The sequence below is a fragment of the Terrirhizobium terrae genome (assembly GCF_030323265.1).
Lineage (GTDB): Bacteria > Pseudomonadota > Alphaproteobacteria > Rhizobiales > Rhizobiaceae > Neorhizobium.
The window spans coordinates 2,575,356-2,597,061 of the sequence record NZ_CP104992.1 but is presented as its reverse complement, the minus strand read 5'-3'; the positions used below and the strand labels follow the sequence as shown (position 1 = coordinate 2,597,061).

The 21,706-nt window shown below is 62.4% G+C and carries 17 protein-coding genes and 4 pseudogenes; 9 read left to right on the top strand and 12 right to left on the bottom strand.

Annotated features, from left to right (window positions below):
• Nucleotides 1-5: 5 nt before the first annotated feature.
• Nucleotides 6-899: a DUF1499 domain-containing protein gene (locus N7E02_RS20530; RefSeq protein WP_286579454.1), complete on the bottom strand. Its 894-nt coding sequence runs from the start codon at nucleotides 897-899 to the stop codon at nucleotides 6-8.
• Nucleotides 900-1,152: 253 nt separating this feature from the next.
• Between N7E02_RS20530 and N7E02_RS20525 the strand changes: the two genes are divergently transcribed.
• Nucleotides 1,153-1,419, top strand: a complete 267-nt coding sequence (locus N7E02_RS20525) for a hypothetical protein (protein WP_286579453.1) — start codon at nucleotides 1,153-1,155, stop codon at nucleotides 1,417-1,419.
• Between the two features lie 71 nt (nucleotides 1,420-1,490).
• Here N7E02_RS20525 and ppdK read toward each other — a convergent pair whose 3' ends face one another.
• From ppdK to N7E02_RS20505, 4 genes and pseudogenes are all read right to left on the bottom strand, one after another.
• The gene (gene ppdK, locus N7E02_RS20520; RefSeq protein ID WP_286579452.1) at nucleotides 1,491-4,163 is read right to left on the bottom strand and encodes a pyruvate, phosphate dikinase; all 2,673 of its coding nucleotides are present in this window, start codon (nucleotides 4,161-4,163) and stop codon (nucleotides 1,491-1,493) included.
• A gap of 362 nt (nucleotides 4,164-4,525) precedes the next feature.
• A pseudogene (locus tag N7E02_RS20515) lies at nucleotides 4,526-7,986 on the bottom strand (chromosome segregation SMC family protein).
• A gap of 36 nt (nucleotides 7,987-8,022) precedes the next feature.
• Complete coding sequence (locus tag N7E02_RS20510) at nucleotides 8,023-8,724, bottom strand: DsbA family protein (RefSeq protein WP_286579451.1); 702 nt, start codon at nucleotides 8,722-8,724, stop codon at nucleotides 8,023-8,025.
• A gap of 142 nt (nucleotides 8,725-8,866) precedes the next feature.
• The gene (locus N7E02_RS20505; protein WP_286579450.1) at nucleotides 8,867-9,388 is read right to left on the bottom strand and encodes a DUF721 domain-containing protein; all 522 of its coding nucleotides are present in this window, start codon (nucleotides 9,386-9,388) and stop codon (nucleotides 8,867-8,869) included.
• Between the two features lie 93 nt (nucleotides 9,389-9,481).
• Between N7E02_RS20505 and mutY the strand changes: the two genes are divergently transcribed.
• Together mutY and N7E02_RS20495 are read left to right on the top strand one after the other, a co-directional pair.
• A complete protein-coding gene (gene mutY, locus N7E02_RS20500) occupies nucleotides 9,482-10,573 on the top strand; it encodes an A/G-specific adenine glycosylase (protein ID WP_286579449.1) in 1,092 nt (363 codons plus the stop codon).
• A 14-nt stretch (nucleotides 10,574-10,587) separates the two neighbouring features.
• A complete protein-coding gene (locus N7E02_RS20495) occupies nucleotides 10,588-11,202 on the top strand; it encodes an HAD family hydrolase (protein WP_286579448.1) in 615 nt (204 codons plus the stop codon).
• A gap of 10 nt (nucleotides 11,203-11,212) precedes the next feature.
• Here the strand turns inward: N7E02_RS20495 and N7E02_RS20490 are convergent, their stop codons facing one another.
• Complete coding sequence (locus tag N7E02_RS20490) at nucleotides 11,213-11,623, bottom strand: S24 family peptidase (protein WP_286579446.1); 411 nt, start codon at nucleotides 11,621-11,623, stop codon at nucleotides 11,213-11,215.
• Between the two features lie 44 nt (nucleotides 11,624-11,667).
• Nucleotides 11,668-11,979: a helix-turn-helix transcriptional regulator gene (locus tag N7E02_RS20485; protein ID WP_286579445.1), complete on the bottom strand. Its 312-nt coding sequence runs from the start codon at nucleotides 11,977-11,979 to the stop codon at nucleotides 11,668-11,670.
• A 240-nt stretch (nucleotides 11,980-12,219) separates the two neighbouring features.
• Here N7E02_RS20485 and N7E02_RS20480 point away from each other — a divergent pair, with 240 nt between their 5' ends.
• Together N7E02_RS20480 and N7E02_RS20475 are read left to right on the top strand one after the other, a co-directional pair.
• Entirely contained in the window at nucleotides 12,220-12,516 is a 297-nt protein-coding gene (locus tag N7E02_RS20480) for a hypothetical protein (RefSeq protein WP_286579444.1), read from the top strand.
• 20 nt (nucleotides 12,517-12,536) lie between these two features.
• A complete protein-coding gene (locus N7E02_RS20475) occupies nucleotides 12,537-12,776 on the top strand; it encodes a hypothetical protein (protein WP_286579443.1) in 240 nt (79 codons plus the stop codon).
• Nucleotides 12,777-12,937: 161 nt separating this feature from the next.
• Here the strand turns inward: N7E02_RS20475 and N7E02_RS20470 are convergent, their stop codons facing one another.
• Both N7E02_RS20470 and N7E02_RS20465 read right to left on the bottom strand, forming a co-directional pair.
• Nucleotides 12,938-14,068, bottom strand: a complete 1,131-nt coding sequence (locus tag N7E02_RS20470; RefSeq protein WP_286579442.1) for a site-specific DNA-methyltransferase — start codon at nucleotides 14,066-14,068, stop codon at nucleotides 12,938-12,940.
• A 143-nt stretch (nucleotides 14,069-14,211) separates the two neighbouring features.
• Complete coding sequence (locus N7E02_RS20465; RefSeq protein WP_353622832.1) at nucleotides 14,212-15,060, bottom strand: DUF1214 domain-containing protein; 849 nt, start codon at nucleotides 15,058-15,060, stop codon at nucleotides 14,212-14,214.
• Nucleotides 15,061-15,485: 425 nt separating this feature from the next.
• On the opposite strand from N7E02_RS20465, the pseudogene N7E02_RS20460 reads away from it, so the two are divergent.
• Nucleotides 15,486-17,125, top strand: a pseudogene (locus N7E02_RS20460) (Na+/H+ antiporter).
• Between the two features lie 6 nt (nucleotides 17,126-17,131).
• On the opposite strand, the gene N7E02_RS20455 reads toward N7E02_RS20460, so the two are convergent.
• Nucleotides 17,132-17,479: an antibiotic biosynthesis monooxygenase family protein gene (locus N7E02_RS20455; RefSeq protein WP_286579441.1), complete on the bottom strand. Its 348-nt coding sequence runs from the start codon at nucleotides 17,477-17,479 to the stop codon at nucleotides 17,132-17,134.
• Nucleotides 17,476-17,829, bottom strand: coding sequence for an NIPSNAP family protein (locus N7E02_RS20450; RefSeq protein ID WP_286579440.1), 354 nt, complete (start codon nucleotides 17,827-17,829; stop codon nucleotides 17,476-17,478). Before N7E02_RS20450 ends, N7E02_RS20455 begins: the two co-directional genes overlap by 4 nt.
• A gap of 104 nt (nucleotides 17,830-17,933) precedes the next feature.
• Here N7E02_RS20450 and N7E02_RS20445 point away from each other — a divergent pair, with 104 nt between their 5' ends.
• Nucleotides 17,934-18,626 (top strand): ArsR/SmtB family transcription factor, encoded by a 693-nt coding sequence (locus N7E02_RS20445; RefSeq protein WP_286579439.1) that lies wholly within the window; start codon nucleotides 17,934-17,936, stop codon nucleotides 18,624-18,626.
• Between the two features lie 100 nt (nucleotides 18,627-18,726).
• Nucleotides 18,727-19,417, top strand: a pseudogene (locus tag N7E02_RS20440) (HAD family hydrolase).
• A gap of 203 nt (nucleotides 19,418-19,620) precedes the next feature.
• Here the strand turns inward: N7E02_RS20440 and N7E02_RS20435 are convergent.
• The gene (locus N7E02_RS20435) at nucleotides 19,621-20,145 is read right to left on the bottom strand and encodes a PilZ domain-containing protein (protein WP_286579438.1); all 525 of its coding nucleotides are present in this window, start codon (nucleotides 20,143-20,145) and stop codon (nucleotides 19,621-19,623) included.
• Between the two features lie 165 nt (nucleotides 20,146-20,310).
• On the opposite strand from N7E02_RS20435, the pseudogene thrC reads away from it, so the two are divergent.
• Nucleotides 20,311-21,704: pseudogene (gene thrC / locus N7E02_RS20430) on the top strand (threonine synthase).
• Nucleotides 21,705-21,706 lie beyond the last annotated feature (2 nt).

Sequence of the window (21,706 nt, the reverse complement as noted above, 5' to 3'; positions counted from 1 at the left end):
GGAAATCAACCGCCGGCGAGCCCCAGCAGTTCCGAATCCAGCCTGTCGAGGAAGTCCTCGGCAATCTCTTCGCCGAAGCCCAGGTCGTGCGGGCCATAGCGGGAGACGACGCGGATATCGACGGACGTGGTCTCGGCATCCTCGCGAAGGCGGATGACGACATCGAAGCGCAGGCCGGCGAGCAGCGTGCGGGTTTCGCCCTGCAGAAGGACGTCGCCGACATTGCCGAAATCCGCATCGAGAGAAGGTTCCGGCCGCGGCATGGGAACCGGGGCGACGTCGGGCACCGGTGCCTGGTCGTCCTTCGCTGCGGTACGTTCGGAAAGATCCGGTTCGACGAGCGAGAGACCCTGGTTGCGGCGAATGGAGATCCGTGCCGATACCGCCGCCTTGCGGACACCCTCGTAGACGCGGTCAAGCGCGCCCTCATAGCGGCGACCTGTCAGGCCGGAATAGGCGGCAAGCTGGATGCGGCGCTCACCAACGGTGATAGCTTCGGGTCGCGGCAGCCATTGCTGTGGCGCGTGCGGTTCTGCGATGAAGCTTGGAGGATCGGCCAGATCGGTGGAGATGTCGTAGAGCGCCGGCAAGGTATAGTATTGAAGGGCTCCGTAAGCGACCGTGCCGAGCGGTAGTGCGGCGTAGATGAGCCCCTTCGTTGCGGCAACACCACCTTCTGCACCTACCTGCCAGAGACGCGCCAGGCCGATCAGCGAGAACGGCAAGGACGCGGCGGCGATCGCTGCGGACAGAAACAGCAGCGCCAGAAAATCCGGCTCTCGAAGCGGGCCGAAGCGATGGGCAAGCACAACGATGGCAAAAAGCAGGAAGGCCGACAGGGCCAGGCGCCGGCCGAGATAGGCGGAATGGGAAACGGGCCGGACAAAGCGGACTGTCATGGAGGCAGCGCAACCTTAAATGCTCGAACACTTTCTGCGCGCCGCGTCCGGCGACACTACAGCAAAGCCATTCTCGTCTTGTACGGCAGGTAGAGTTGAATTGGAATCCCGAAGCATGATTGCAGGGTTCAATTCATCCGTCACATCATGTCGATTTTTTTATTACAAAACCAACCAAGGCCAAGCATTTTCACGCCGCGTGCCCTAGATATGAATCGTGCGGCTCCCCGCGCGACTTGACGGAGTTCGAACGATGCGTCCTCAACGCTTTCTCATCCCTTCCCTTCTGCTTGTGCTGCTGGCTTCCTGCCAGACGATGACACCGGAGGAACGGCGAGCGGCGGATCAGCAGACCTGCGCCAGCTATGGCTTCAAGGCGCGGACAGACGGGATGGCGCGTTGCCTGCTGGATCTCGAACTCGATCGCCGCGCACGGTTACGCTCGCTTTCGGCCTATGACGATCCGTTCTACTGGAACGGCCCGGTCTTTGTCGGGCGGCACGGCTTTTATCGGTACTAAACGACACTATTCGATCCTGATCCCTTCGGGGCAGGATCTATCGGTCGTATCATAGCAATATCAAGATGGTCTCAACCGCGCCGCTTGTCGATCGCCGCCTGGGCCGCTGCCAGTCGGGCAACTGGCACGCGGAAGGGCGAGCAGGAGACGTAGTCGAGATCGGCATTCTCGCAGAAGCGGATCGACGCTGGATCGCCGCCGTGTTCACCGCAAATGCCGAGCTTGAGATCCGGCTTGGTCCGGCGCCCGCGCTCTGCCGCAATCTGGATCAACTCGCCGACACCGTCGAAATCGAGAGACACGAAAGGGTCGTGCTCGATGATGCCCTTGCGCTGATACGTTGGAATGAAGGTCGCAGCGTCATCGCGGGAAATGCCGAAAGTGGTCTGGGTCAGGTCGTTGGTGCCGAAGGAGAAGAAATCGGCGGTCTCGGCAATCACATGGGCGCGGATCGCCGCGCGTGGCAGCTCGATCATCGTGCCGGCGAGATAGTCGATCGGCCGGCCGGTCTCCTTCGAAACCTCCCCGGCCACCGCATCGATCACGCCCTTGACGTAGTCGAGCTCGGCGCGGAGGCCGACCAGCGGCACGAGGATTTCCAGTTCGACCGGTTCGCCGGTCATGCCGGCAGCCTCGGTCGCGGCCTCGAAGATGGCGCGCGCCTGCATTTCGGCGATCTCGGGATAGGAGATCGCCAGGCGGCAGCCGCGGTGGCCAAGCATCGGGTTGAACTCGTGGATAGCGTCGATGCGGCGGGCGAGGAAGGCAGGCGGCATGCCCATGGCACGCGCCACGTCCTCGATCTCTGCCTCCGTCTTCGGCAGGAATTCGTGCAGAGGCGGATCGAGAAGGCGGATCGTCACCGGCAGGCCGTGCATGATCGAAAAGATCTCGGTGAAGTCCGACCTCTGCATCGGCAGAAGCTTGGCGAGCGCCGCACGACGCGCAGTCTCGTCTTCCGCGAGGATCATCTCGCGCATGATGTGGATGCGCTCGCCCTCGAAGAACATATGCTCGGTTCGGCAGAGGCCGATGCCCTCGGCGCCGAAGGAGCGGGCCGACCGGGCATCCTGCGGCGTGTCGGCATTGGTCCTGACGGACATGCGGCGCGTCTTGTCAGCCCAGGCCATCAGCTTGCCGAAATCGCCGGAGAGTTCCGGCTGCAGCATGGCGACGCTGCCCTTCAGCACCTGGCCGGACGAGCCGTCGATGGTGACGATGTCGCCCTTTCTGAGCGTGACACCGCCGACGCCGATCAGCAGCTCGTTGCGCAGGTCGACACGCATCGATCCGGCACCGACGACGCAGGGAATGCCCATGCCGCGGGCGACGACGGCCGCGTGGCTGGTCATGCCGCCACGGGTGGTCAGGATCGCCTCGGCCGCATGCATGCCGTGGATGTCTTCGGGGCTCGTCTCGATACGCACGAGGATAACGCGGCGGCCTTCCGCTTCGGCCTCCACCGCCTGTTCGGCGGTGAAGACGATCTCTCCTGTGGCAGCGCCCGGCGACGCAGGCAGGCCGGAGCCGAGGATATGGCGCTGGACCTTGGGGTCGATCGTCGGATGCAGCAGCTGATCCAGTGAGGACGGCTCGATGCGACAGACCGCTTCCTCTTCGGAAATCAGGCCCTCGGCGACGAGATCGGCCGCGATCTTCATCGCGGCCCTTGTCGTCCGCTTGCCGGTGCGCGTCTGCAGCATCCACAGCTTGCCACGCTCGACGGTGAATTCGACATCCTGCAGATCGCGATAGTGGTTCTCAAGTCGCTCGCAGGTGGCGCGAAACTCAGTGAAGGCTGCCGGCATCAGCTTTTCCATCGACGGCTTGTCGGAGCCGGATGCGAGGCGCCCTTCCTCGGTGATCGACTGCGGCGTACGCATGCCGGCAACGACATCCTCGCCCTGGGCATTGACCAGGAACTCGCCATAGAGCGCCTTCTCGCCGGTCGAGGGATTGCGGGTGAAGGCCACGCCGGTGGCAGACGTCGAGCCGAGATTGCCGAAGACCATGGCCTGGACGTTGACGGCCGTGCCCCAGCTGTCGGGAATGCGGTGCAGGTTGCGATACGTCGCGGCGCGGGCATTGTTCCAGCTCGAGAATACGGCGGCGATCGCCTTCCACAACTGCACGTCGGGATCCTGCGGGAAACTCTCGCCAAGCTCTTCCTCGATCAGGCGCTTGTAGAGATCGACGATATGCTGCCATTCGACGGCCGAGAGATCGGTGTCCTGCTCGTGCCCGAGCGCGCCCTTCTGGTCTTCGAGAATTTCTTCAAAGGCCTCATGGTCGAGGCCCATGACGACATCGGCATACATCTGGATGAAGCGGCGATAACTGTCCCAGGCAAATCGCGCGTCGCCGGCATCATGGCCGAGTGCCTGGACGGTCTTATCGTTGAGGCCGAGATTGAGGACAGTGTCCATCATGCCCGGCATGGAGGCGCGCGCGCCGGAGCGGATGGAGAGAAGCAGCGGCCGCTCGCCGCCACCAAAGACGCGGCCGGTCTTGGCTTCGATCGTCTTGATGCCCGCGATAACCTGGTTCTTCAGCTCATCGCAGAGCTTCTTGCCGTTGTCGAAGAAATCATGGCAGGCATCGCAGGTGATCGTGAGGCCTGGAGGAACCGGAAGGCCGAGATTGGCCATTTCCGCGAGATGAGCGCCCTTTCCTCCGAGCAACGCCACGTCCGCAGCGCTGCCATCAGCCTCGCCTCCTCCGAACAGATAAACCCATTTCGTCATGCCTGCCTCCCACCGCATCTTTCCCCCGCATTTGCAGATTTTGCAATAGGTTAGGAATTCAACGGGGCAGGATTATGTTGCGGCGCAACATAATGACGATGAGACAGCTAGATGGGTGAAATTAAAAGGCTTTGCGGGGCCGGATCACACTCGGCCCCGCAAAGCCTTCCGCGCGGGACAGGAAACCCGCGCGGGGGTAGCATCCGTCAGGATGGCTATTCGCACCAGAAGGTGCGCCCCCAGCCCCCGACGAATTGTCTAATTCATGTATTCATATACCGCATTTTGCGCATCACCCATATAGGTGAATTGACGTATTTATGATGACAATAAATCGATTTATTTGCGAGACTGATTTTTTGTCAGCTTGCTTCGCGCAGAAGCTCGGCGGTCTGCAGGTCGACCGATACCAATTGCGACACGCCCTGTTCCGCCATCGTCACGCCAAACAAACGGTTCATCCGTGCCATGGTGATCGGATTATGCGTGATGATGATGAAGCGCGTCTCGGTCGATGCGGCCATCTCGTCCATCAGGTTGCAGTAGCGCTCGACATTGTGGTCGTCGAGCGGCGCGTCCACCTCGTCCAGCACGCAGATCGGCGCGGGATTGGTGAGGAAGACGGCAAAGATCAGTGCCATCGCCGTCAGCGCCTGTTCGCCGCCCGAGAGCAGCGTCATGGTCTGCGGCTTCTTGCCCGGCGGGCGGGCGAGAATTTCGAGACCAGCTTCCAGCGGGTCATCCGATTCTATCAGCTGCAGTTCCGCCGTGCCGCCGCCGAAGAGATGGGTGAACAGGCGCTGGAACTGGGCGTTGACCACGTCGAAGGCGGCGATCAGACGCTCGCGGCCTTCCTTGTTCAGGTTCTGGATTGCGCCGCGCAGCTTGCGGATGGCATCGACCACGTCGTCGCGCTCGCGGGTCAAGGTACCGAGCTTTTCGGCCAGTTCCTGCTGTTCCTCGTCGGCGCGCAGGTTGACGGCGCCGAGGCGCTCGCGCTCCATCTTCAGGCGATCGACCTCGCGCTCGATGGCGCGGATATCCGGCACAGGCTGGCCGGGCTGCATGCCGGCAAGGCGCAGCACTTCGGGCGGCGAGACATTGAGTGCCTCGCGGATGCGCAGCTCGCTCTCGTGACGTTTTTCGGCGGCGGAGACGAGACGTTCTTCGGCGCGGCCGCGCTTTTCGCGGACGTCGGCCAGTTCGGACAGGGCGGTTGCGGCACGCTGGTCGGCCTCGCGCTGGCGGGTTTCGGCGAGAGCGAGTTCGTCGGACGCCTTGCGGCGGGCTTCCTCGGCCTTCTGCAGTTCCGACAGCAGGCTGCGGCGGCGATCATCCACCTCTTCGGGTGCGGCTTCCAGTTCGACGATTTCGTCGCGCGCTTCTTCCTCGCGTTCACGCAGGCTTTCGATATGGGCGGCGGCGCTATCGGCACGCGCCTTCCAAGAGGAGCGCTCCTGGGCAATGGCCGCGATGCGGCGCTTGCGGGCTTCCAGCTCGCGGCTCAAGCCTTCGTAGCGGGCGCGGGCCTCGGCCAGACGGCCGCGATCGGTGGCGACCTCGGCCTGCTGGTCGCGCAGGCGATTGTCGAGCTCGGAAATATCCGGCGCGTTTTCCAACTCAATGCGCGCATTTTCGCCCTGCGCATCGACATCCTCGATCTGCGCCTCGACCTGATGCAGCGCCTCCGTCACCACGTCACGGCGGCGCATCAGGTCACCGGAGGCGCGCTCTGCGGCAGCCAGAGCCTCACGGGCATCGGCCACCTGACGGGTCGCGAGCCTGACACGGTCGCGAGCATCGCCGAGGACGCGTTCGCTCGTGGCGATCTCGGCTGTGGCGTCGGCGAGCAGGCTCTCGCATTCAGAGAGGATGTCGCGGGCCTCGTCGATCTCGGCTTCGAGTTCGGAAAGGCGGTTCTTCTGCGACAGGCGAAGGGCAGCCGCGCCGGGCGCCTCGGAGCCGGTCACATGGCCGTCCCAGCGATAGACGGCGCCATCCTTCGTCACGAGCCGCTGGCCGGGCTTGAGGAGGCCATCAACGTGCGGGCCTGTTCAGCCGATGTGATGCCGATCTGGGCAAGACGGCGAGCGAGTTCCGGCGGGGCGGTGACGCGGGCGGCAAGCGGCTCGACGCCGTCTGGGAGGCGCGGATCGGCAGAGGCATCGCCACTGACCGACCAGAATTTCGACGCGGACGCATCGACCGGGCTTTCGAGATCGTCGCCGAGGGCGGCACCAAGTGCGGCCTCATAACCACGCTCGACATGGATCATTTCGGCGACCGGCACATGGTCCCCGGAGGTCGCGCCAGCGGCCAGCATTTTCGAGATGGTGCGGGCTTCGGTTTCCAGCCCGTTCAGCGCCGTCTTCGCATCCTCGACCGGACGGCGAGCGGAGACTTCCGCGGCACGGGTTGTGGCCAGAGCCGCTTCGGCTTCCTCGGCGGCGGCGGTCGCATCTTCCAGCCCGATCTCGGCAGCCTCGACTAGTTCGGCCTTTTCGGCGGGATCGTCGAGCGAAGACAGGCGCTCCGTGACGGCATCACGTTCTGCAGCCGCATCCTGCCGCTGGCGGTCGAGACGCTGGCGGCGCTCGTCGAGATCGCGGATCAGGCGTTCCAGCTGGTTGCGGCCGGCAGCGGCTTCAGCGCGTTCGCCGGTGATCGCGGCGAGGCGCTGCTCGCTCTCGGCAAGCGCAGTGCCGGCCGCCTCGAAGGCATCGCGCAGATCGGCGCTTTCCGCGCCGCTATCGGCCAGCATGTCGTTGAGTTCGGCCTCTTCCTCGTCGAGCTTGTCGAGGAAGGCTGTGTTGTCGGCGGCGAGCTGTTCCTCGCGGCGAATGTCCTCGCCGAGCTGCGCCAGCCGGCGGGTCAGCTCGTCGCGCCGCTTCAAGAGGCGTCCGGCCTCTTCCTCCAGCTGGCTGCGGGCGATCTGCAGGCGCTGCAGGGCGGCACCGGCTTTCGCCTCCTCCTCGCGCAGTTCGGGCAGCTTGAGGCTGGAGACCGCCTGGTCCTTGGCCGCTTCCATCTGCACCTGCGCCTTTTCGGCGACGACATTGGTGATCTGGTTCAGCGCGGTCTGGGCTTCCAGTTCCGCCTGTTCGGCCTCGACCCAGCGGATATGCAGGAGCATCGCCTCGCGGGCGCGAATATCGGCCGAAAGCGACTTGAAACGGTTCGCCTGGCGGGCCTGACGCTTGAGGCTCTCGATCTGGCTTTCCAGCTGGACGACGACATCTTCCAGCCGTTCCAGATTGGTTTCGGCGGCGCGCAGGCGAAGCTCTGCCTCGTGGCGACGCGAATGCAGGCCGGAGATGCCGGCTGCCTCTTCCAGGAGCTGGCGGCGGGCCTGCGGCTTGGCATTGATCAGCTCGCCGATACGCCCCTGCCCGACCATGGAAGGCGAGCGGGCGCCCGTCGAGGCATCGGCGAAGAGAAGCTGTACGTCCTTGGCGCGGCTTTCCTTGCCGTTGATGCGGTAGACGGAACCGTTCTCGCGCTCGATGCGGCGGGTGACCTGGATCTCGTCGGCATCGTTGAAGGCGGCAGGCGCGGTGCGGTCGAAATTGTCGAGATAAAGCCCGACTTCGGCGGTGTTGCGCGCCGGGCGATTTCCGGAGCCGGAAAAGATCACGTCGTCCATGCCGGACGCACGCATGTTCTTGTAGGAGTTTTCGCCCATCACCCAGCGCAGGGCTTCGACAAGGTTCGACTTGCCGCAGCCATTCGGCCCGACCACACCGGTCAGGCCGCGCTCGATGAAGAATTCCGTCGGCTCGACGAAGGACTTGAACCCGACGAGGCGCAGCTTGTTGAACTTCATGCCGCGCCCCTCACGCTCTCAGATGAGAGCGCGTTATCAGATGCTGTCGAAAAGCGCCGACATGGATTCAACCGTCATGTCCCCAGAATACTTCTTCCCGTTGATCAGGAAGGTCGGGGTGGAGTTGACGCCGAATTCATCGGCGCCACGCTTCACCACCTCGTTGATTTCATCGAGAAGCTTCTGGTTCGTCAAGCAGGCCTCGAAAGTCTGCTGTGAGTAACCTGCAATCCGGACGGTCTGGAGCAGTGCCTTGCGGACATCCTTGTCGGCCGGAGCCGCCCAGGCGCGCTGCTGTTTGAACAGAAGCGAAACCATGGCGAAATACTGTTCCGACGTCGAAGGCTCGGTCGGGTTCTGCGGATTGGAGCGCGCCAGCATGAAGGCGGCGGTGGCGACCGGATCGAACGGGAATTCGCGAATGATGAAGCGAACCTTGCCGCTGTCGACATACTTCGTCTTGATCGGTTCGAAGGTCGTGGTGTGGAAATGGGCGCAATGCGGGCAGGTCATCGACATGTATTCGATGACGGTGATCGGCGCGTCTTCCTTGCCGAGGAACATGTCCGGAAGGGTGCCGGGCTTCAGCGCGGCTTCCATGTCGACATCGCCCTGAGCGTCCGGCATTTCCTGCGCGAAGGCGTCGGAGATGCCGAGCGGGAGCGCGAGGCTGAGGGCGGTGACGGCTGCGCCACCGAGAAGTGCGCGCCGGGTCATGGTCAGGTCGTTCAGAAGCATGGAACATCCTTGCAGGATCGAGAAATCTGTCAGATTGGAACTCCGTATCGCGGCGTTCCTTCCGCGGCAAGTTGCCGTTAAGTAACTTACTTCAAAGAATTGTGACGAAACGGCGATTTTGGAGGGCATCGGATCTCAAAGCCTATACCTTCCGCTTCTGCTGCAGCACTGCCGTTCCCAGTCGCTCGACCGCCTTGCGCAGCGCCTCGCTTTCGATCCCCTCCATCATCTCGTTCAGTTTGCGCGCCGGTTCGCCCTTCAACGGGCGCGGCGTGCGGGAATGCTTCACCTGCGGCGAAACCGGTTTCTGGACGATGCGGATCTGGCGGACGGCGGGAAAGCCGAAGAACGAGTTGATGCGGCCGATCAGTTCGCCCTGCGCATGGGTGAGGAACAGTGCGCGCGCGCCCTCGCAGGCGATCGTCAGCACACCCGGCGTATAGCCGTCCTCGCGGTAACCGTCATTGCGGGCCCAGGTTATCTTTTCCGGTCGCGTGCAATCGGCAAATTCCTCGCCGGCAATTTCGTCCCAGGAGCCGAGCAAAGCCGTCGAGATGCCGGCGCGTTTTGCCAGCACCGGATCGATGATGCCGTTGGCGATCTCGGCGATCTGGTTTGCGCCCTTGCGGACGAAGGGTTTGGCTTTCTTGGCGGGGTAATTCATCGCTGGATAACCGGTCTCTTGCGACTTGGCCGTCCTTGATGCCGGCGCATTCATCTTCCAAGTATAAGGCAATCTTCTCCGATACGGCAAACGATGCTCGATACCTTATCCCCGATACCCACGCTGACCCACGCTGAAAAACTGCTCGGCTGGTACGATCGCCACCATCGCGAACTGCCGTGGCGGGTTAACCCGTCTGCCGCGTGCGCGGGCAAGCGGGCCGATCCCTATCATGTCTGGCTGTCGGAAGTGATGCTGCAGCAGACGACGGTCGGGGCAGTGAAGCCGTATTTCGCCAAGTTTCTCGACCGTTGGCCGAGCGTGAAAGACCTCGCGGCCGCATCTTCCGACGATGTGATGGCTGCATGGGCGGGGCTCGGCTATTACGCCCGTGCCCGCAACCTAAAGAAATGCGCCGAGGCCGTCGCCGCCGATCATGACGGTATCTTTCCTGATACCGAAGATGGCTTGAGGGCGCTGCCCGGCATCGGCGATTACACGTCGGCGGCCGTCGCCGCGATCGCCTTCAACCGGCCGTCGGCGGTGATGGATGGTAATGTCGAGCGGGTCATCTCGCGGCTCTTCGCCATCGATGCGCCCCTGCCCAGCTCCAAGCCCGAGATGAAGGCGAAGGTTCGCGAGCTGACGCCGACGGACCGGCCCGGTGATTTCGCCCAGGCGATGATGGATCTCGGCGCCACGATCTGCACGCCCAAGCGTCCGGCCTGCGCGCTCTGTCCCTTCCGCGACGACTGTCTGGCGCTTGCCGAGCATGACCCGGAGCGTTTCCCGGTGAAGGCGGCGAAGAAGGACAAGCCGGTACGTGTCGGCGCGGCCTTCGTCGCGGTGACTGAGGATGGCGAGATCCTGCTGCGGCGGCGCGTCGAGACCGGTCTGCTCGGTGGCATGACCGAAGTGCCGACCACGGCCTGGACGGCGCGGATCGATGGCGGCACCGGAGACGAGCATGCACCGTTCGACGCCGACTGGCAGCCCTGTGGCGCCATCACCCACATTTTCACCCATTTCGAACTCAGGCTTTCCGTCTATCGGACGCACATCGCATCGAGCGCGGCACCGGAAGGCTGGTGGGTGCCTGTCGAGGCGCTCGGAGACGAGGCTTTGCCGACTGTCATGAAAAAGGTAATCAGTCAGGCTATTCCGACCGCATTTATAAAACACTGACCGCAGGATTTATCATGGCTGCCAAGATCGACCACATCGTCTTCGACATCGGCAAGGTTCTCATCCACTACGACCCGAACCTGCCCTTCAGCCGCATCATTCCCGATGCCGAGGAACGCAAGTGGTTCTTCCAGAATGTATGCACCCATGACTGGAACCTGGAACAGGATCGCGGGCGCAAGTGGGAAGATGCCGAGGCGCTATTGATTGCGCAGTATCCGGATCGCGAAGAGCATATCCGCGCCTTCCGTAAATACTGGCCCGAAATGGTGCCGCATGCCTATGACGGCTCGGTCGAGATCATGCTCGGCCTGATCGACAAGGGCCATGACGTGACCATGCTGACCAATTTCGCAGCCGACACATTCGTCGAGGCGCGCAAAATGTATCCGTTTCTCAACCAGACACGCGGCGTGACGGTTTCGGGTGAGATCGGGCTGATAAAGCCGGATGTGGCCATCTACGAACGGCATGCGAAGGATTTCGGCCTGACGCCGGAAAATTCGATCTTCATCGACGATACCATGGTGAATGTCGAAGGTGCACGGGCGGCCGGCTGGCAGGCGGTGCAGTTCACAGATCCTGAGACGCTGAGGAAGGATCTCATCGCCCACGGCGTGGCGATCTGATCTTACCCGCTCAGCAGGCGACGGCTGTGCTGCGGACGCGGCCGACAACATCGAGGTCCGACAGTGCCCCGGGATCGATGCTTTGCGGCGGATAGGCGGTGCCGTTATCGGCCAATAGCTGCAGTCCGCCGCCGATAAGGCGCTGCACGCGGCGGATGACGAGATTGCCCTCCACCTTGATGGCGTAGATCCCGCCATCGGCAAGGCCACGATCGTCGGTATCGACGAAGACCGGTGCCTGATCGGCAATCGTCGGCACCATGCTGTCGCCTTCCGCCACCAGCGTGGTGACGGTATCGGGCTGCAGGCCGAGGCGTTTCCAGTAGTCTTCAAGCGTCCTCACCGCCGCGGATGCCGGTCTCACCTCGTCATAACCGTGCAGATAGGGCTGAGACGGGTTGTCCATCAGGCCCGGTGGCATGAGACCGGAAGCATAGTCCCGCAGACCCGCCGCCTGCGACAGTTCTATGCGGATGGCCTCGCCGTCCAGAAACCATTCTCCCCCAGATAGGAGGCGGAGACGCCTGCCCTGTCGGCCATCAGTTCAAGCGTCCTGAGCTTCGGGTCCTTCTTTCCATGGCGATAATTGTCGAGCGTATTGTCCGCGACACCGGCGACATCGGCAGCCTTGGCCCTGCCACCCAGTATCTCGGATAGGATGACGGCCTTGACCGCGGTGCTGCGGCGTAAGGGGTCCAGCCCATCCCAGCTGCGGGCGAAACGTGCCAGGGCAAGTTCGATCTTGCCCGCAACTTCTCGCTTTAAGGGAATTCGCATGGCGACATATCTCTTAGGTGGAAGAATGTTTACAAGTGAACTTAATTGGACTATCGTTCACTCGGTTTCACTTAAAGCAAATTTAAAAACTTATCCTACTGCCACAATAATCAACTTCAGGTGGCCGGCATATATCGGCGCACCATAGGCCCGCCCCCGGCGAAAGTACATACAGATCAGGCCACTACAATCCGCGAATGCCCGGACCGCCTTGCTTCCCTGAAACACCGTCGGATTTTCATGCCTCAGCCAGAGAAGCCAAAACACGTCTTCGAAGCCGGCGGTGACGCGTTTTCGGAACGCTTTTCGTTCGTCATTGACGAAGGTTTAACCAAGGACGTCGAGGTTACGAGAAACGGTCGCGGCATCACTGTAGACATCGAGGTTACCGACAGGGCCGTGATCGACACGACCCGGGAAACATTCGAGGCCGACGGCCCGGTCAGGATCAGCGTGACGGACAGCGGACTATACATGACCACATCCTGCGCCTTGTTGGCCGGTCGCGTACGCCTTAGGCGGACTCGCTTCTTTTAAGCAAATCAGTATATAAATCTATGCTGATGGTAATCGACAAAGAGACAGAGGCTTCGGCCCTGGCGGAGTTGGAGCAGGAGCCCCGGCGAACCGCCGCGCCCTTGGGGGCGACCATAAATCAAACCGACATGCCTGCCTTCGCACATGACGGGGATAGCGAGGATGAAGAGAACGGTCGTTCGCTCGCCTTCGTGTATGTTATCGTCGCGTTTGTGATCGGCCTCGGCGCCATCGGCTGGGCCATTTCCGCGATCTACTGACTTTTCCCTTCTTGCTTTGTGAGAGGCTGACAAAGGCACCAAAAACAATGGCGCCCGGGGTCAGCCTCCCCGGGCGCCAGTTATCCTCGTCCGGGACTAGAGGTACAAAACCGGACGAGGAATTCAGCGATCCGTCACAAGTTGAGCCTCGGACTGGTGGTTCAGTCGAGCTTGGCCAGATCGTTGCGGATGACGACGCGCAGTTCATCAATGGGACGCATTCCCTGGCCGTCGTCGAAGTGCCAGAAGGTCCATCCGTTGCAGGCATCCAGCCCCTGCACTTTCGCGCCGAGACGGTGGATCGAACCGGCGTCGCCGCCGGCAGCAAGTGTTCCGTCCGCGCGGATGATGGCGCTCCAGCGGCGCTTGGCATCCGTCAGGACCTGACCGGGGCGTAGGAGACCCGCCTCGATCAGAGTGTTGAAAGCGACACGCGGCTCGGCCTTCTTGCCGGTCATGACCGTCAGTTCCGCCTTGCCGAGCGGCTCTACCGCCTCGATACGGGCAGAGGCCGCGTCGATATAATCCTGCTCGCGCTCAATGCCGACGAAGTTGCGGCCGAGACGTTTTGCGACGGCACCGGTGGTACCGGAACCGAAGAACGGGTCGAGAATGACGTCGCCCGGCTTGGTGGAGGCCATGATGACGCGGGCGAGAAGCGCTTCCGGCTTCTGGGTCGGGTGAACCTTCTTGCCGTCGTCGCCCTTCAGGCGCTCGCCGCCCGAGCAGATCGGGAACAGCCAGTCGGAGCGCATCTGCACGTCGTCGTTGGAGGCCTTCAATGCATCGTAGTTGAAGGTATAGCTCTTGGCCTTGGCATCGCGGCTCGCCCAGATCATCGTCTCATGGGCATTCTGGAAGCGACGGCCCTTGAAGTTCGGCATCGGATTGGTCTTGCGCCAGACGACGTCGTTGAGGAGCCAGAAGTTCAGGTCCTGCATGATGGCGCCGACGCGGAAGATGTTGTGGTAGGAGCCGATCACCCAGATCGTGCCGTTCGGCTTCAGCACGCGGCGGCAGGCGAGCAGCCATGCGCGGGTAAAGGCGTCATAGGCCTGGAAGGATGCGAACTGATCCCAGTCGTTGTCGACGGCATCGACCAGCGACTGGTCGGGGCGGTGAAGCGCGCCACCGAGCTGCAGGTTATACGGCGGATCGGCAAAGATCGCGTCGACGGAATGATCCGGCAGAGCCTCGAGCGCTGCGACGCAATCACCCTTGATGATAGAGTTTACCCAAGAACCCGGACGGACCTGATGCTTCAGATCTGCCAGCGGAAGAACTGCTGCCATGTGACACTCGCTACGCTGAACACAAACGAATTTAATGACTGTTATGGTTACTCAATCTGGTTACCAAAAGCTGAAGCGAGAGCGTCATTTCGGGAAAAAGTTCCAGAACCTGAGTTAGATTACCAACCCTGCAGCGAGTAGGCTCAGTTCACCGGCTCAGGCTGAGGAAATTTCCAGCTGCCGTCGAGGATGCTCGCCTGAGGCTGGTAGAGCCTCACCGTATAGTTCCAGCCTGCCTCGATCGGCAGGCAGTTCGGCACCTTGCCGTCGCAGCCACCGAACTGGATGTCGACGGAGCCGTCCGATCCCTTTGCCGCGGTCATGTTGTTCACCGAGTAGGCGTTCTGCTCGTTCGGCACGAAATAGCCCTTGGCATTGTAGCGGCTGATCGACCAGAAGCCGTCAACGGGCACGTCGGCCGGAACGTGCAACCTGTAGATGGTATTGCCATCGTTCTTTTCGGGCGCAACCCCGAGATAGGTGGCCTCCGTATCGGGATTGCCACCCCATCCGGCCGCTGTGCCGATCAGATGATGGACGGGATCAACCTCGCTCTTCTTGCCAAAGGCCTTGCCGAAGCCATCCATGGTGGCAGCGAGCGCCAGCAGCGCATTACGCACGGCATCGTGGCTTGCCTTGTCCCACGCCGGCAAATCGAGCGCACCAAGTCCGCCGGGCTGATCCACCCTGATTGCATCCTGCAGCCTGTGCACCTCTTCGGCATCGCCGGCCTTGCCCGGATCAATCAGAGTACGCACCGCCGCCATCACATAGCGCGTGCCGACGCCATCACGGGTCAACAAATGGCTGCCGGCGCCATGGAAGAGATCCGTGACATAGTGATCCTGATTGACCACCATCAGCGACATGAAGCGCTTTCCAGCGTCCGGCATGGTGATCGTTACCGGCCCGGCATCGAGATCGAAGACGGCGCTGGAATAAAGCGTATCCCGATTGCCGCGAATGACGGTCTGCTTCGATACGTCGAACACCTCGCGGTGGTGGAATAACTTCCCGATTCCGCCTCCCGCGCCCACGAAGCGAAGTACATGTCCGTCTCGGCCCGTGCGAAATTATCCGGCGTCACCTTGATTGCGTCCGCAGCCGTCACGACCGCAGGCAATAGAACCATGGCGAAGATGAACGTACTCTTTTTCGCGATCATCGCCTCTCTCCTCAAAGTCGTTGGGGCAGCGGCTTACTCCAAGCCTTGCTTGAGACGGCAGGGATGGCCGCCATACCGGATGTCGGCGGAAAATTAGCGCCGGCGACCCCGGGCATGGAAGTACGCAACGGTAAATGCCAAGTACAAACCGGCGTAAACAAACGCGGCAGGCGAGGCTCGCACTGCCCTTGCCTCATCCGCCTGCCTTTCCTATTCAGGGTCGGTATCGGGAATGAGAAAGGCCGCCGATCGATGGACAGCATCACGATAGCACTTGCCCTGCTTCTGGCCGTCATCCTGAGCGGCACGATCTCGCGCATGCTGCCTGTCGCCATTCCCCTGCCCCTCATCCAGATCGCGTTCGGAGCGCTGATCGCGGTTACCACCGGCGGCGGGGTGGAGCTTGAGCCGGACATCTTCTTCCTGCTGTTTTTGCCGCCGCTGTTGTTTCTCGATGGGTGGCGCATTCCCAAGGAAGGGCTGTTTCGCGACAAGGGCGTGATCCTGGAACTGGCGCTCGGGCTCGTCGTCTTCACCGTTCTCTTCGTCGGGCTGTTCATCCACTGGATGATCCCGGCCATGCCGCTCGCCGTTGCCTTTGCGCTGGCGGCCATCGTCTCGCCGACGGATCCGATCGCGGTTTCGGCGATCGCCTCGCGCGTGCCGATCCCGCACCGGCTGATGCATATTCTCGAAGGGGAATCGCTGCTGAACGACGCCTCCGGCCTCGTCTGCATGCGCTTTGCCGTGGCCGCCGCGCTGACCGGCACCTTCTCGCTGATCGATGCCGTCGGCGGCTTCCTGTGGCTGGCGATCGGCGGCATTGCCATCGGTGTTGCGATCGTCTGGGTCGCGATGAAGGCGAAGGAATATGTCTCGCGAAAACTCGGCGAAGATACCGGATCGCAGATCCTGCTCAGCCTGCTCCTGCCCTTCGGCGCCTATCTGGCGGCAGAACACCTGCATTGCTCCGGCATTCTCGCCGCCGTCGCGGCCGGCATCACGATGAGCTACATGGAACTGCGCGGCAAGGCGCTGGCCAAGACCCGCGTCGGCCAAGGCGCCGTGTGGGATACGATCCAGTTTGCGCTGAACGGCATGATCTTCGTGCTCTTCGGAGAGCAATTGCCGCGGATCGTCTCGGGCGCGGCGCGGATCGTCACCGAGACCGGGCATCTGCACCCGATCTGGCTGCTCGTCTACGTGCTCACCATCTATACGGCACTGGTGCTGCTGCGCTTCGGCTGGGTGTGGGTGTCGCTGCGCTTCACCATGTTTCGTGCCGCCCGCCTCGGTCGGGATATCCAAAAACCGCCGGTGCGGCTGCTGATCGCCGCCTCGCTTGCCGGCGTGCGCGGGGCGATCACACTTGCCGGTATTCTGACACTGCCGCTGTTCATGAATGATGGCACGACGCCGTTCCCGGCCCGCGACCTTGCGATCTTCCTTGCCGCCGGTGTGATCGTCGTGTCGCTGATCGTCGCGAGCCTTGGCTTACCTATCGTGCTGAAGGACCTGCAGCTGCCGCCGCAGCCCGATCACCACCAGCAGGAAGACGAGGCGCGCATCGCCGCCGCCAAGGCCGCCATCCGCATGATCGACGAGTTGACCAACAAGATGAGCGAGGGCCGTACCGATGCCGACCGCTATTCGGATGTCGGGACCCGGCTGATGGAATTCTATCGCCACCGGATCGAAGGTCACGGAAAGACCGGAGAGGATGCCGAAACGGTGCGCAAGCTGGAAGAGGCGGAGCGCCGCCTGAGGCTCGCCGCGCTGAGGGCCGAGCGCGACGAATATTACCGGCTCGGCCGCCGGCGCCAGCTTCCGGCGATATCGCCCGCAAACTGGTGCGCGAGATCGATCTGCTCGAGACGCGGTTCACGATCTGACGTGCCTCACGCGGCATGCACCTCGCGGCTGTCCTTCGGCGCTTCGTCACGCTCGAACATGCCATAGTCGCGCAGCACATGGCCGATGCGCAGGCGGTAGTCGGCGAAGATGCCGTTGCGGCCCGCCTGCTGGGCGGCACGATGGGCTTCCACATTGCGCCAGGCCTTCACCGCCTCCTCGTCGCGCCAGAAGGAGAGCGACAGAAGCTTGCCGCGCATGGTGAGGCTCTCGAAGCGCTCGATCGAGATGAACCCGTCGATCTTCTCCAGTTCCGAGCGCAGGTCTCCGGCGAGATCGAGATAGCGGTGGCGTTCGCCCATATAGGGCACGACTTCAAAGATGACGGCGATCATGGCTTTATCAATTCCTCCATTGGCGCCATTCGGGGTGCCCCATGCGGCAGAGACATATTCTTCAGGAAGATCCGGTCCTCCTTCAGGATGAAACGCTCCCGTTTGGCGAACTCGTAATTTTCCCGGCCCAGCGGATCATTGGCGAGACGAGCGCGATAGGCCTCGTAGGCGGCCAGGCTTTCGATGTTGTAGACACCATAAGCGGTGGTGGCCGAGCCCTCATGCGGGCCGAAATAGCCGATCAGGTCGGCACCGTTGCGCGGGATCGACTGGCCCCAGGCGCGGGCATAGTCCTCGAACTTGTCTCTTTTGAACGGGTCGATCTCGTAGCGGATGAAACAGGTGATCATCAGGCGTCTCCATTGTTGTCGACCACCTTCTGCCACGTCACCTTGCGCGAATGCTTCGATTGCGATCGAAGTATGGGCGGGAAAGACGTGCTAGGAATGGTCGCATGAACGAAGGTCCAGACATTGCCCAGATCGCCTCGCTGATCGGCGATCCCGTGCGCGCCAATATGCTGGCGGCACTCACCGGCGGGCAGGCACTGACGGCGACCGAACTTGCCGCCGTCGGCGGCATCACGCTGCAGACGGCGAGCACGCATCTTTCCAAGCTCGAGGCCGGCGGGCTGCTCGCCCAGCGCAAGCAGGGCCGGCACCGCTATTTTGCCTTGGCCGACGAGGCTGCGGCCCGGCTGATCGAGACGATGATGGGTTTTGCCGCGAGCCGCGGCCACCTGCGCTACCGCCCCGGCCCGAAGGACCCGGCGCTGAGGAAGGCACGCATCTGCTACGATCACCTCGCCGGCGATTTCGGGGTGCGGATGCTCGACAGTTTCGTCTGCCATGGCGAGATCGAAAGTGATGGGGAAAACCTCAGCGTGACGACCAAGGGGCGCCAGCAACTTGAGGCGTTCGGCATCGATCTTTCGGCGCTGAAATCCAGCCGCCGTCCGCTGTGCAAATCCTGTCTGGACTGGAGCGAACGGCGCTCGCATCTCGCCGGCACACTCGGCAAGGCGCTGCTCTCGCATATGTTCGAAAAGGGTTGGGCCCGGCGCAGCGCCGACAGCCGGGCGATCATCTTCTCACCGGAAGGCGAGCGGAAATTCCTGCTGCAGTTCCCCCTGCCCGACGCCGCCTGACAGCATCCCGGCCCTTTCGACCCTGCCATGCGGCTTCGTCGGTTGAGCTTATGCCTTCCATCCGCTAGAAGGCCGGCTGACGGATATAAAGGGAATTCCCATGAGCGGTTTCGACCTCATCATCTTCGATTGCGACGGCGTGCTCGTCGATTCCGAAATCATCGCAGCCCAGGTCGAGATCGCGGCTTCTCACGGAAGCGGGATACCCGATCAGCGTCGAGGAAATGGGCGAGCGCTTTGCCGGCCTGACCTGGAAGGACATCCTGCTTGCGGTCGAAAAAGAAGCGGACATCCCGCTTTCGGCGACGCTGCTCGACAAGTCGGAAAAGCTGCTCGATGCCCGGCTGGAACGCGATGTGAAGATCATCGAGGGCGTCACGTTCGCCCTGGCGCGGCTGACGACGCAGCGCTGCATCTGCTCCAATTCGTCGAGCCAGCGGCTGGACATGATGCTGACCAAAGTCGGCCTGAAACCCTTCTTCTCGCCGCATATCTATTCGGCCAAGGATCTCGGCCCCGATCGCGTCAAGCCGAAGCCGGACATCTTCCTGCATGCCGCCGAGCAGTTCGGCGTGCAGCCTTCGCGTTGCCTGGTGATCGAGGATTCTACCCACGGCATTCACGGTGCCCGCGCCGCCGGCATGCGCGTCGTCGGCTTTACCGGCGCATCGCATACCTATCCGAGCCATGCCGACCGCCTGACCGATGCCGGCGCCGAGACGGTAATCTCGCGCATGCAGGACCTGCCGGGCGTGGTTGCCGCGCTGTCGGAATGGGCCGGGGCGATCTAAATCGCGCAATAGATGAGGCACAGTGCGCACCCTAATCGCGACGTCATCCTCGGGCTTGTCCCGAGGATCTGCCAACGCTGATGTCGGGGTTCGTTAGATCCTAGGGACAAGCCCTAGGATGACGATAGTGCGGAGGAGACCTGCGCACCAGAAACTCCCATGCGCAATACTCAAGTCGCGCTGCCGTGCAGCGCAACCGGCAATCACCCTCGCTTGCCCTTCTTCGCGGGCGCGTTATCGAAGCCGAGGCGGACGCGGGTGAAGCGGGAGACGCCGCCCTGGGCGTTCGGGATCTGCACGTCGGCCTTGTTGAAGATGAACTGGGTGCCGCCGGCATCCACCTGGACCGGGAAGGCGACCTTCTGGGAATAGATGACATTGTCGCCGTCGATGACTTCGACGGAGATCGGCAGTGTTACCTGGCCGGCAGTGCCGACGGGTCCCTGAACGATGCGGCCCTGGGCGACGACATTGATCGTCAGCGTCGTCTCGTTGGCCGTGCACTGGCGCGTCGCGTCGGCGAGCGAAGCCTGGTAGACGAGCTTCTGCGGGTCATCCTGGCCGCCGCGAGCATAGGAGCGGTAATAGGCATCCTGTTCCAGCATCACCACCTGCGGGCAATAGGCCTGGATGACGGCGGGAGCAGCAGGCTGAGCGCTGGCATCGGCGGGAGAGGTCAGGCCGAGGCCTGGGGAAGAGGAATTGCAGCCGGCAAGAACAGCCGCCATGGATATCGCCAGAAAACCGCGAGAGAACTTGCCAACCACGTTACTCAACCCTTTGCAGTCGCGTTTCGAATGACGATGCCGGCACGTCGTATTCCGGTCTTTCACCGCCGATTTCGATAGTCTATATCAGCCGTCGGAACAAAAATCGATTAGGGATTCAACGTCGTGGATTACATTTCTACACGGGGCACAGCACCCGCTCTCGGCTTCCGTGATGCACTGATGGCAGGCCTTGCGAAAGACGGTGGTCTCTATGTTCCGCGCGAATGGCCGACCCTGTCGAAGAAGGAAATCCGAGGCTTGCGCGGCAAGTCCTACCAGGACGTCGCCTTCGAAATCCTGTCGCGTTTCGTCGATGGCGAGATCGCCGACGACAAGCTCAAGGCAATGATCGACGAGGCCTATGCCACCTTCCGCCACCCGGCCGTCGTGCCGCTGGTGCAGGTCGGCCCGAACGATTTCATTCTTGAACTCTTCCACGGCACGACGCTCGCCTTCAAGGACGTGGCAATGCAGCTTCTCGCCCGCCTGATGGACCATGTGCTGGCCGAGCGCGGCGAGCGCGCGACGATCGTCGGTGCCACCTCGGGCGATACGGGCGGGGCTGCGATCGATGCGTTTGCCGGACGCGAGCGCACCGACATCTTCATCCTCTTCCCGCATGGCAAGGTCTCGCCGGTGCAGCAGCGGCAGATGACCTCATCGACGGCATCGAACGTGCACGCGATCGCGGTCAAGGGCAATTTCGACGACTGCCAGAACCTCGTCAAAGAGATGTTCAACGACGCCGCCTTCCGCGAGAAGGTGAAGCTTTCCGGCGTCAACTCGATCAACTGGGCGCGCATCATGGCGCAGGTGGTCTATTACTTCACCGCCGCCCTGTCCCTCGGCGGGCCGGACCGGAAAATCTCCTTCACCGTGCCGACCGGCAATTTCGGCGATATCTTCGCCGGCTACGTCGCCAAAAAGATGGGCCTGCCGATCGATCGCCTCGTCATCGCCACCAACGACAACGACATCCTGGCGCGCACTTTGAAGACCGGCCGCTACGAGATGAAGGGCGTCAAAGCGACTACCTCGCCGTCTATGGACATCCAGATCTCGTCGAACTTCGAACGCCTGCTATTTGAAGCCTACGGCCGTGACGCGAGCGCCGTGCGCCGCTCGATGGACGGGCTGAAGCAATCCGGCGCGTTCGAAATTCCGGAAGCGCCGCTGAAGGCGATCAAGCGCGAGTTCCGCGCCGGCCGCACCACCGAAAAGCAGGTGGCGCAGACGATCCGCGAGACGCTTTCGGCCACCGGCTACCTGCTCGACCCGCATACGGCGACCGGCGTTTTCGTCGCACAGAAGAACGCCAAGCCGACAAGCCCGATGGTCACCCTGTCGACCGCGCATCCGGCCAAATTCCCCGCTGCGGTAGAATCCGCTTGCGGAATTGATCCCGCCCTCCCATCATGGCTTGCTGATCTGATGCAAAGGAGGAGCGCTTCGACATACTGGAACCGGAACTCAAGGCAGTCGAGACTTTCATCGGCAGCCATACCCGGGCCAAGTGACG

Excerpts from the sequence above, each read along its gene's own strand:
- N7E02_RS20530 (WP_286579454.1), bottom strand. The coding sequence starts at position 899 with ATGACAGTCCGCTTTGTCCGGCCCGTTTCCCATTCCGCCTATCTCGGC.
- N7E02_RS20525 (WP_286579453.1), top strand. The coding sequence starts at position 1,153 with ATGCGTCCTCAACGCTTTCTCATCCCTTCCCTTCTGCTTGTGCTGCTG.
- ppdK (WP_286579452.1), bottom strand. The coding sequence starts at position 4,163 with ATGACGAAATGGGTTTATCTGTTCGGAGGAGGCGAGGCTGATGGCAGC.
- N7E02_RS20510 (WP_286579451.1), bottom strand. The coding sequence starts at position 8,724 with ATGCTTCTGAACGACCTGACCATGACCCGGCGCGCACTTCTCGGTGGC.
- N7E02_RS20505 (WP_286579450.1), bottom strand. The coding sequence starts at position 9,388 with ATGAATTACCCCGCCAAGAAAGCCAAACCCTTCGTCCGCAAGGGCGCA.
- mutY (WP_286579449.1), top strand. The coding sequence starts at position 9,482 with ATGCTCGATACCTTATCCCCGATACCCACGCTGACCCACGCTGAAAAA.
- N7E02_RS20495 (WP_286579448.1), top strand. The coding sequence starts at position 10,588 with ATGGCTGCCAAGATCGACCACATCGTCTTCGACATCGGCAAGGTTCTC.
- N7E02_RS20490 (WP_286579446.1), bottom strand. The coding sequence starts at position 11,623 with ATGCCACCGGGCCTGATGGACAACCCGTCTCAGCCCTATCTGCACGGT.
- N7E02_RS20485 (WP_286579445.1), bottom strand. The coding sequence starts at position 11,979 with ATGCGAATTCCCTTAAAGCGAGAAGTTGCGGGCAAGATCGAACTTGCC.
- N7E02_RS20480 (WP_286579444.1), top strand. The coding sequence starts at position 12,220 with ATGCCTCAGCCAGAGAAGCCAAAACACGTCTTCGAAGCCGGCGGTGAC.
- N7E02_RS20475 (WP_286579443.1), top strand. The coding sequence starts at position 12,537 with ATGCTGATGGTAATCGACAAAGAGACAGAGGCTTCGGCCCTGGCGGAG.
- N7E02_RS20470 (WP_286579442.1), bottom strand. The coding sequence starts at position 14,068 with ATGGCAGCAGTTCTTCCGCTGGCAGATCTGAAGCATCAGGTCCGTCCG.
- N7E02_RS20455 (WP_286579441.1), bottom strand. The coding sequence starts at position 17,479 with ATGATCGCCGTCATCTTTGAAGTCGTGCCCTATATGGGCGAACGCCAC.
- N7E02_RS20450 (WP_286579440.1), bottom strand. The coding sequence starts at position 17,829 with ATGATCACCTGTTTCATCCGCTACGAGATCGACCCGTTCAAAAGAGAC.
- N7E02_RS20445 (WP_286579439.1), top strand. The coding sequence starts at position 17,934 with ATGAACGAAGGTCCAGACATTGCCCAGATCGCCTCGCTGATCGGCGAT.
- N7E02_RS20435 (WP_286579438.1), bottom strand. The coding sequence starts at position 20,145 with ATGGCGGCTGTTCTTGCCGGCTGCAATTCCTCTTCCCCAGGCCTCGGC.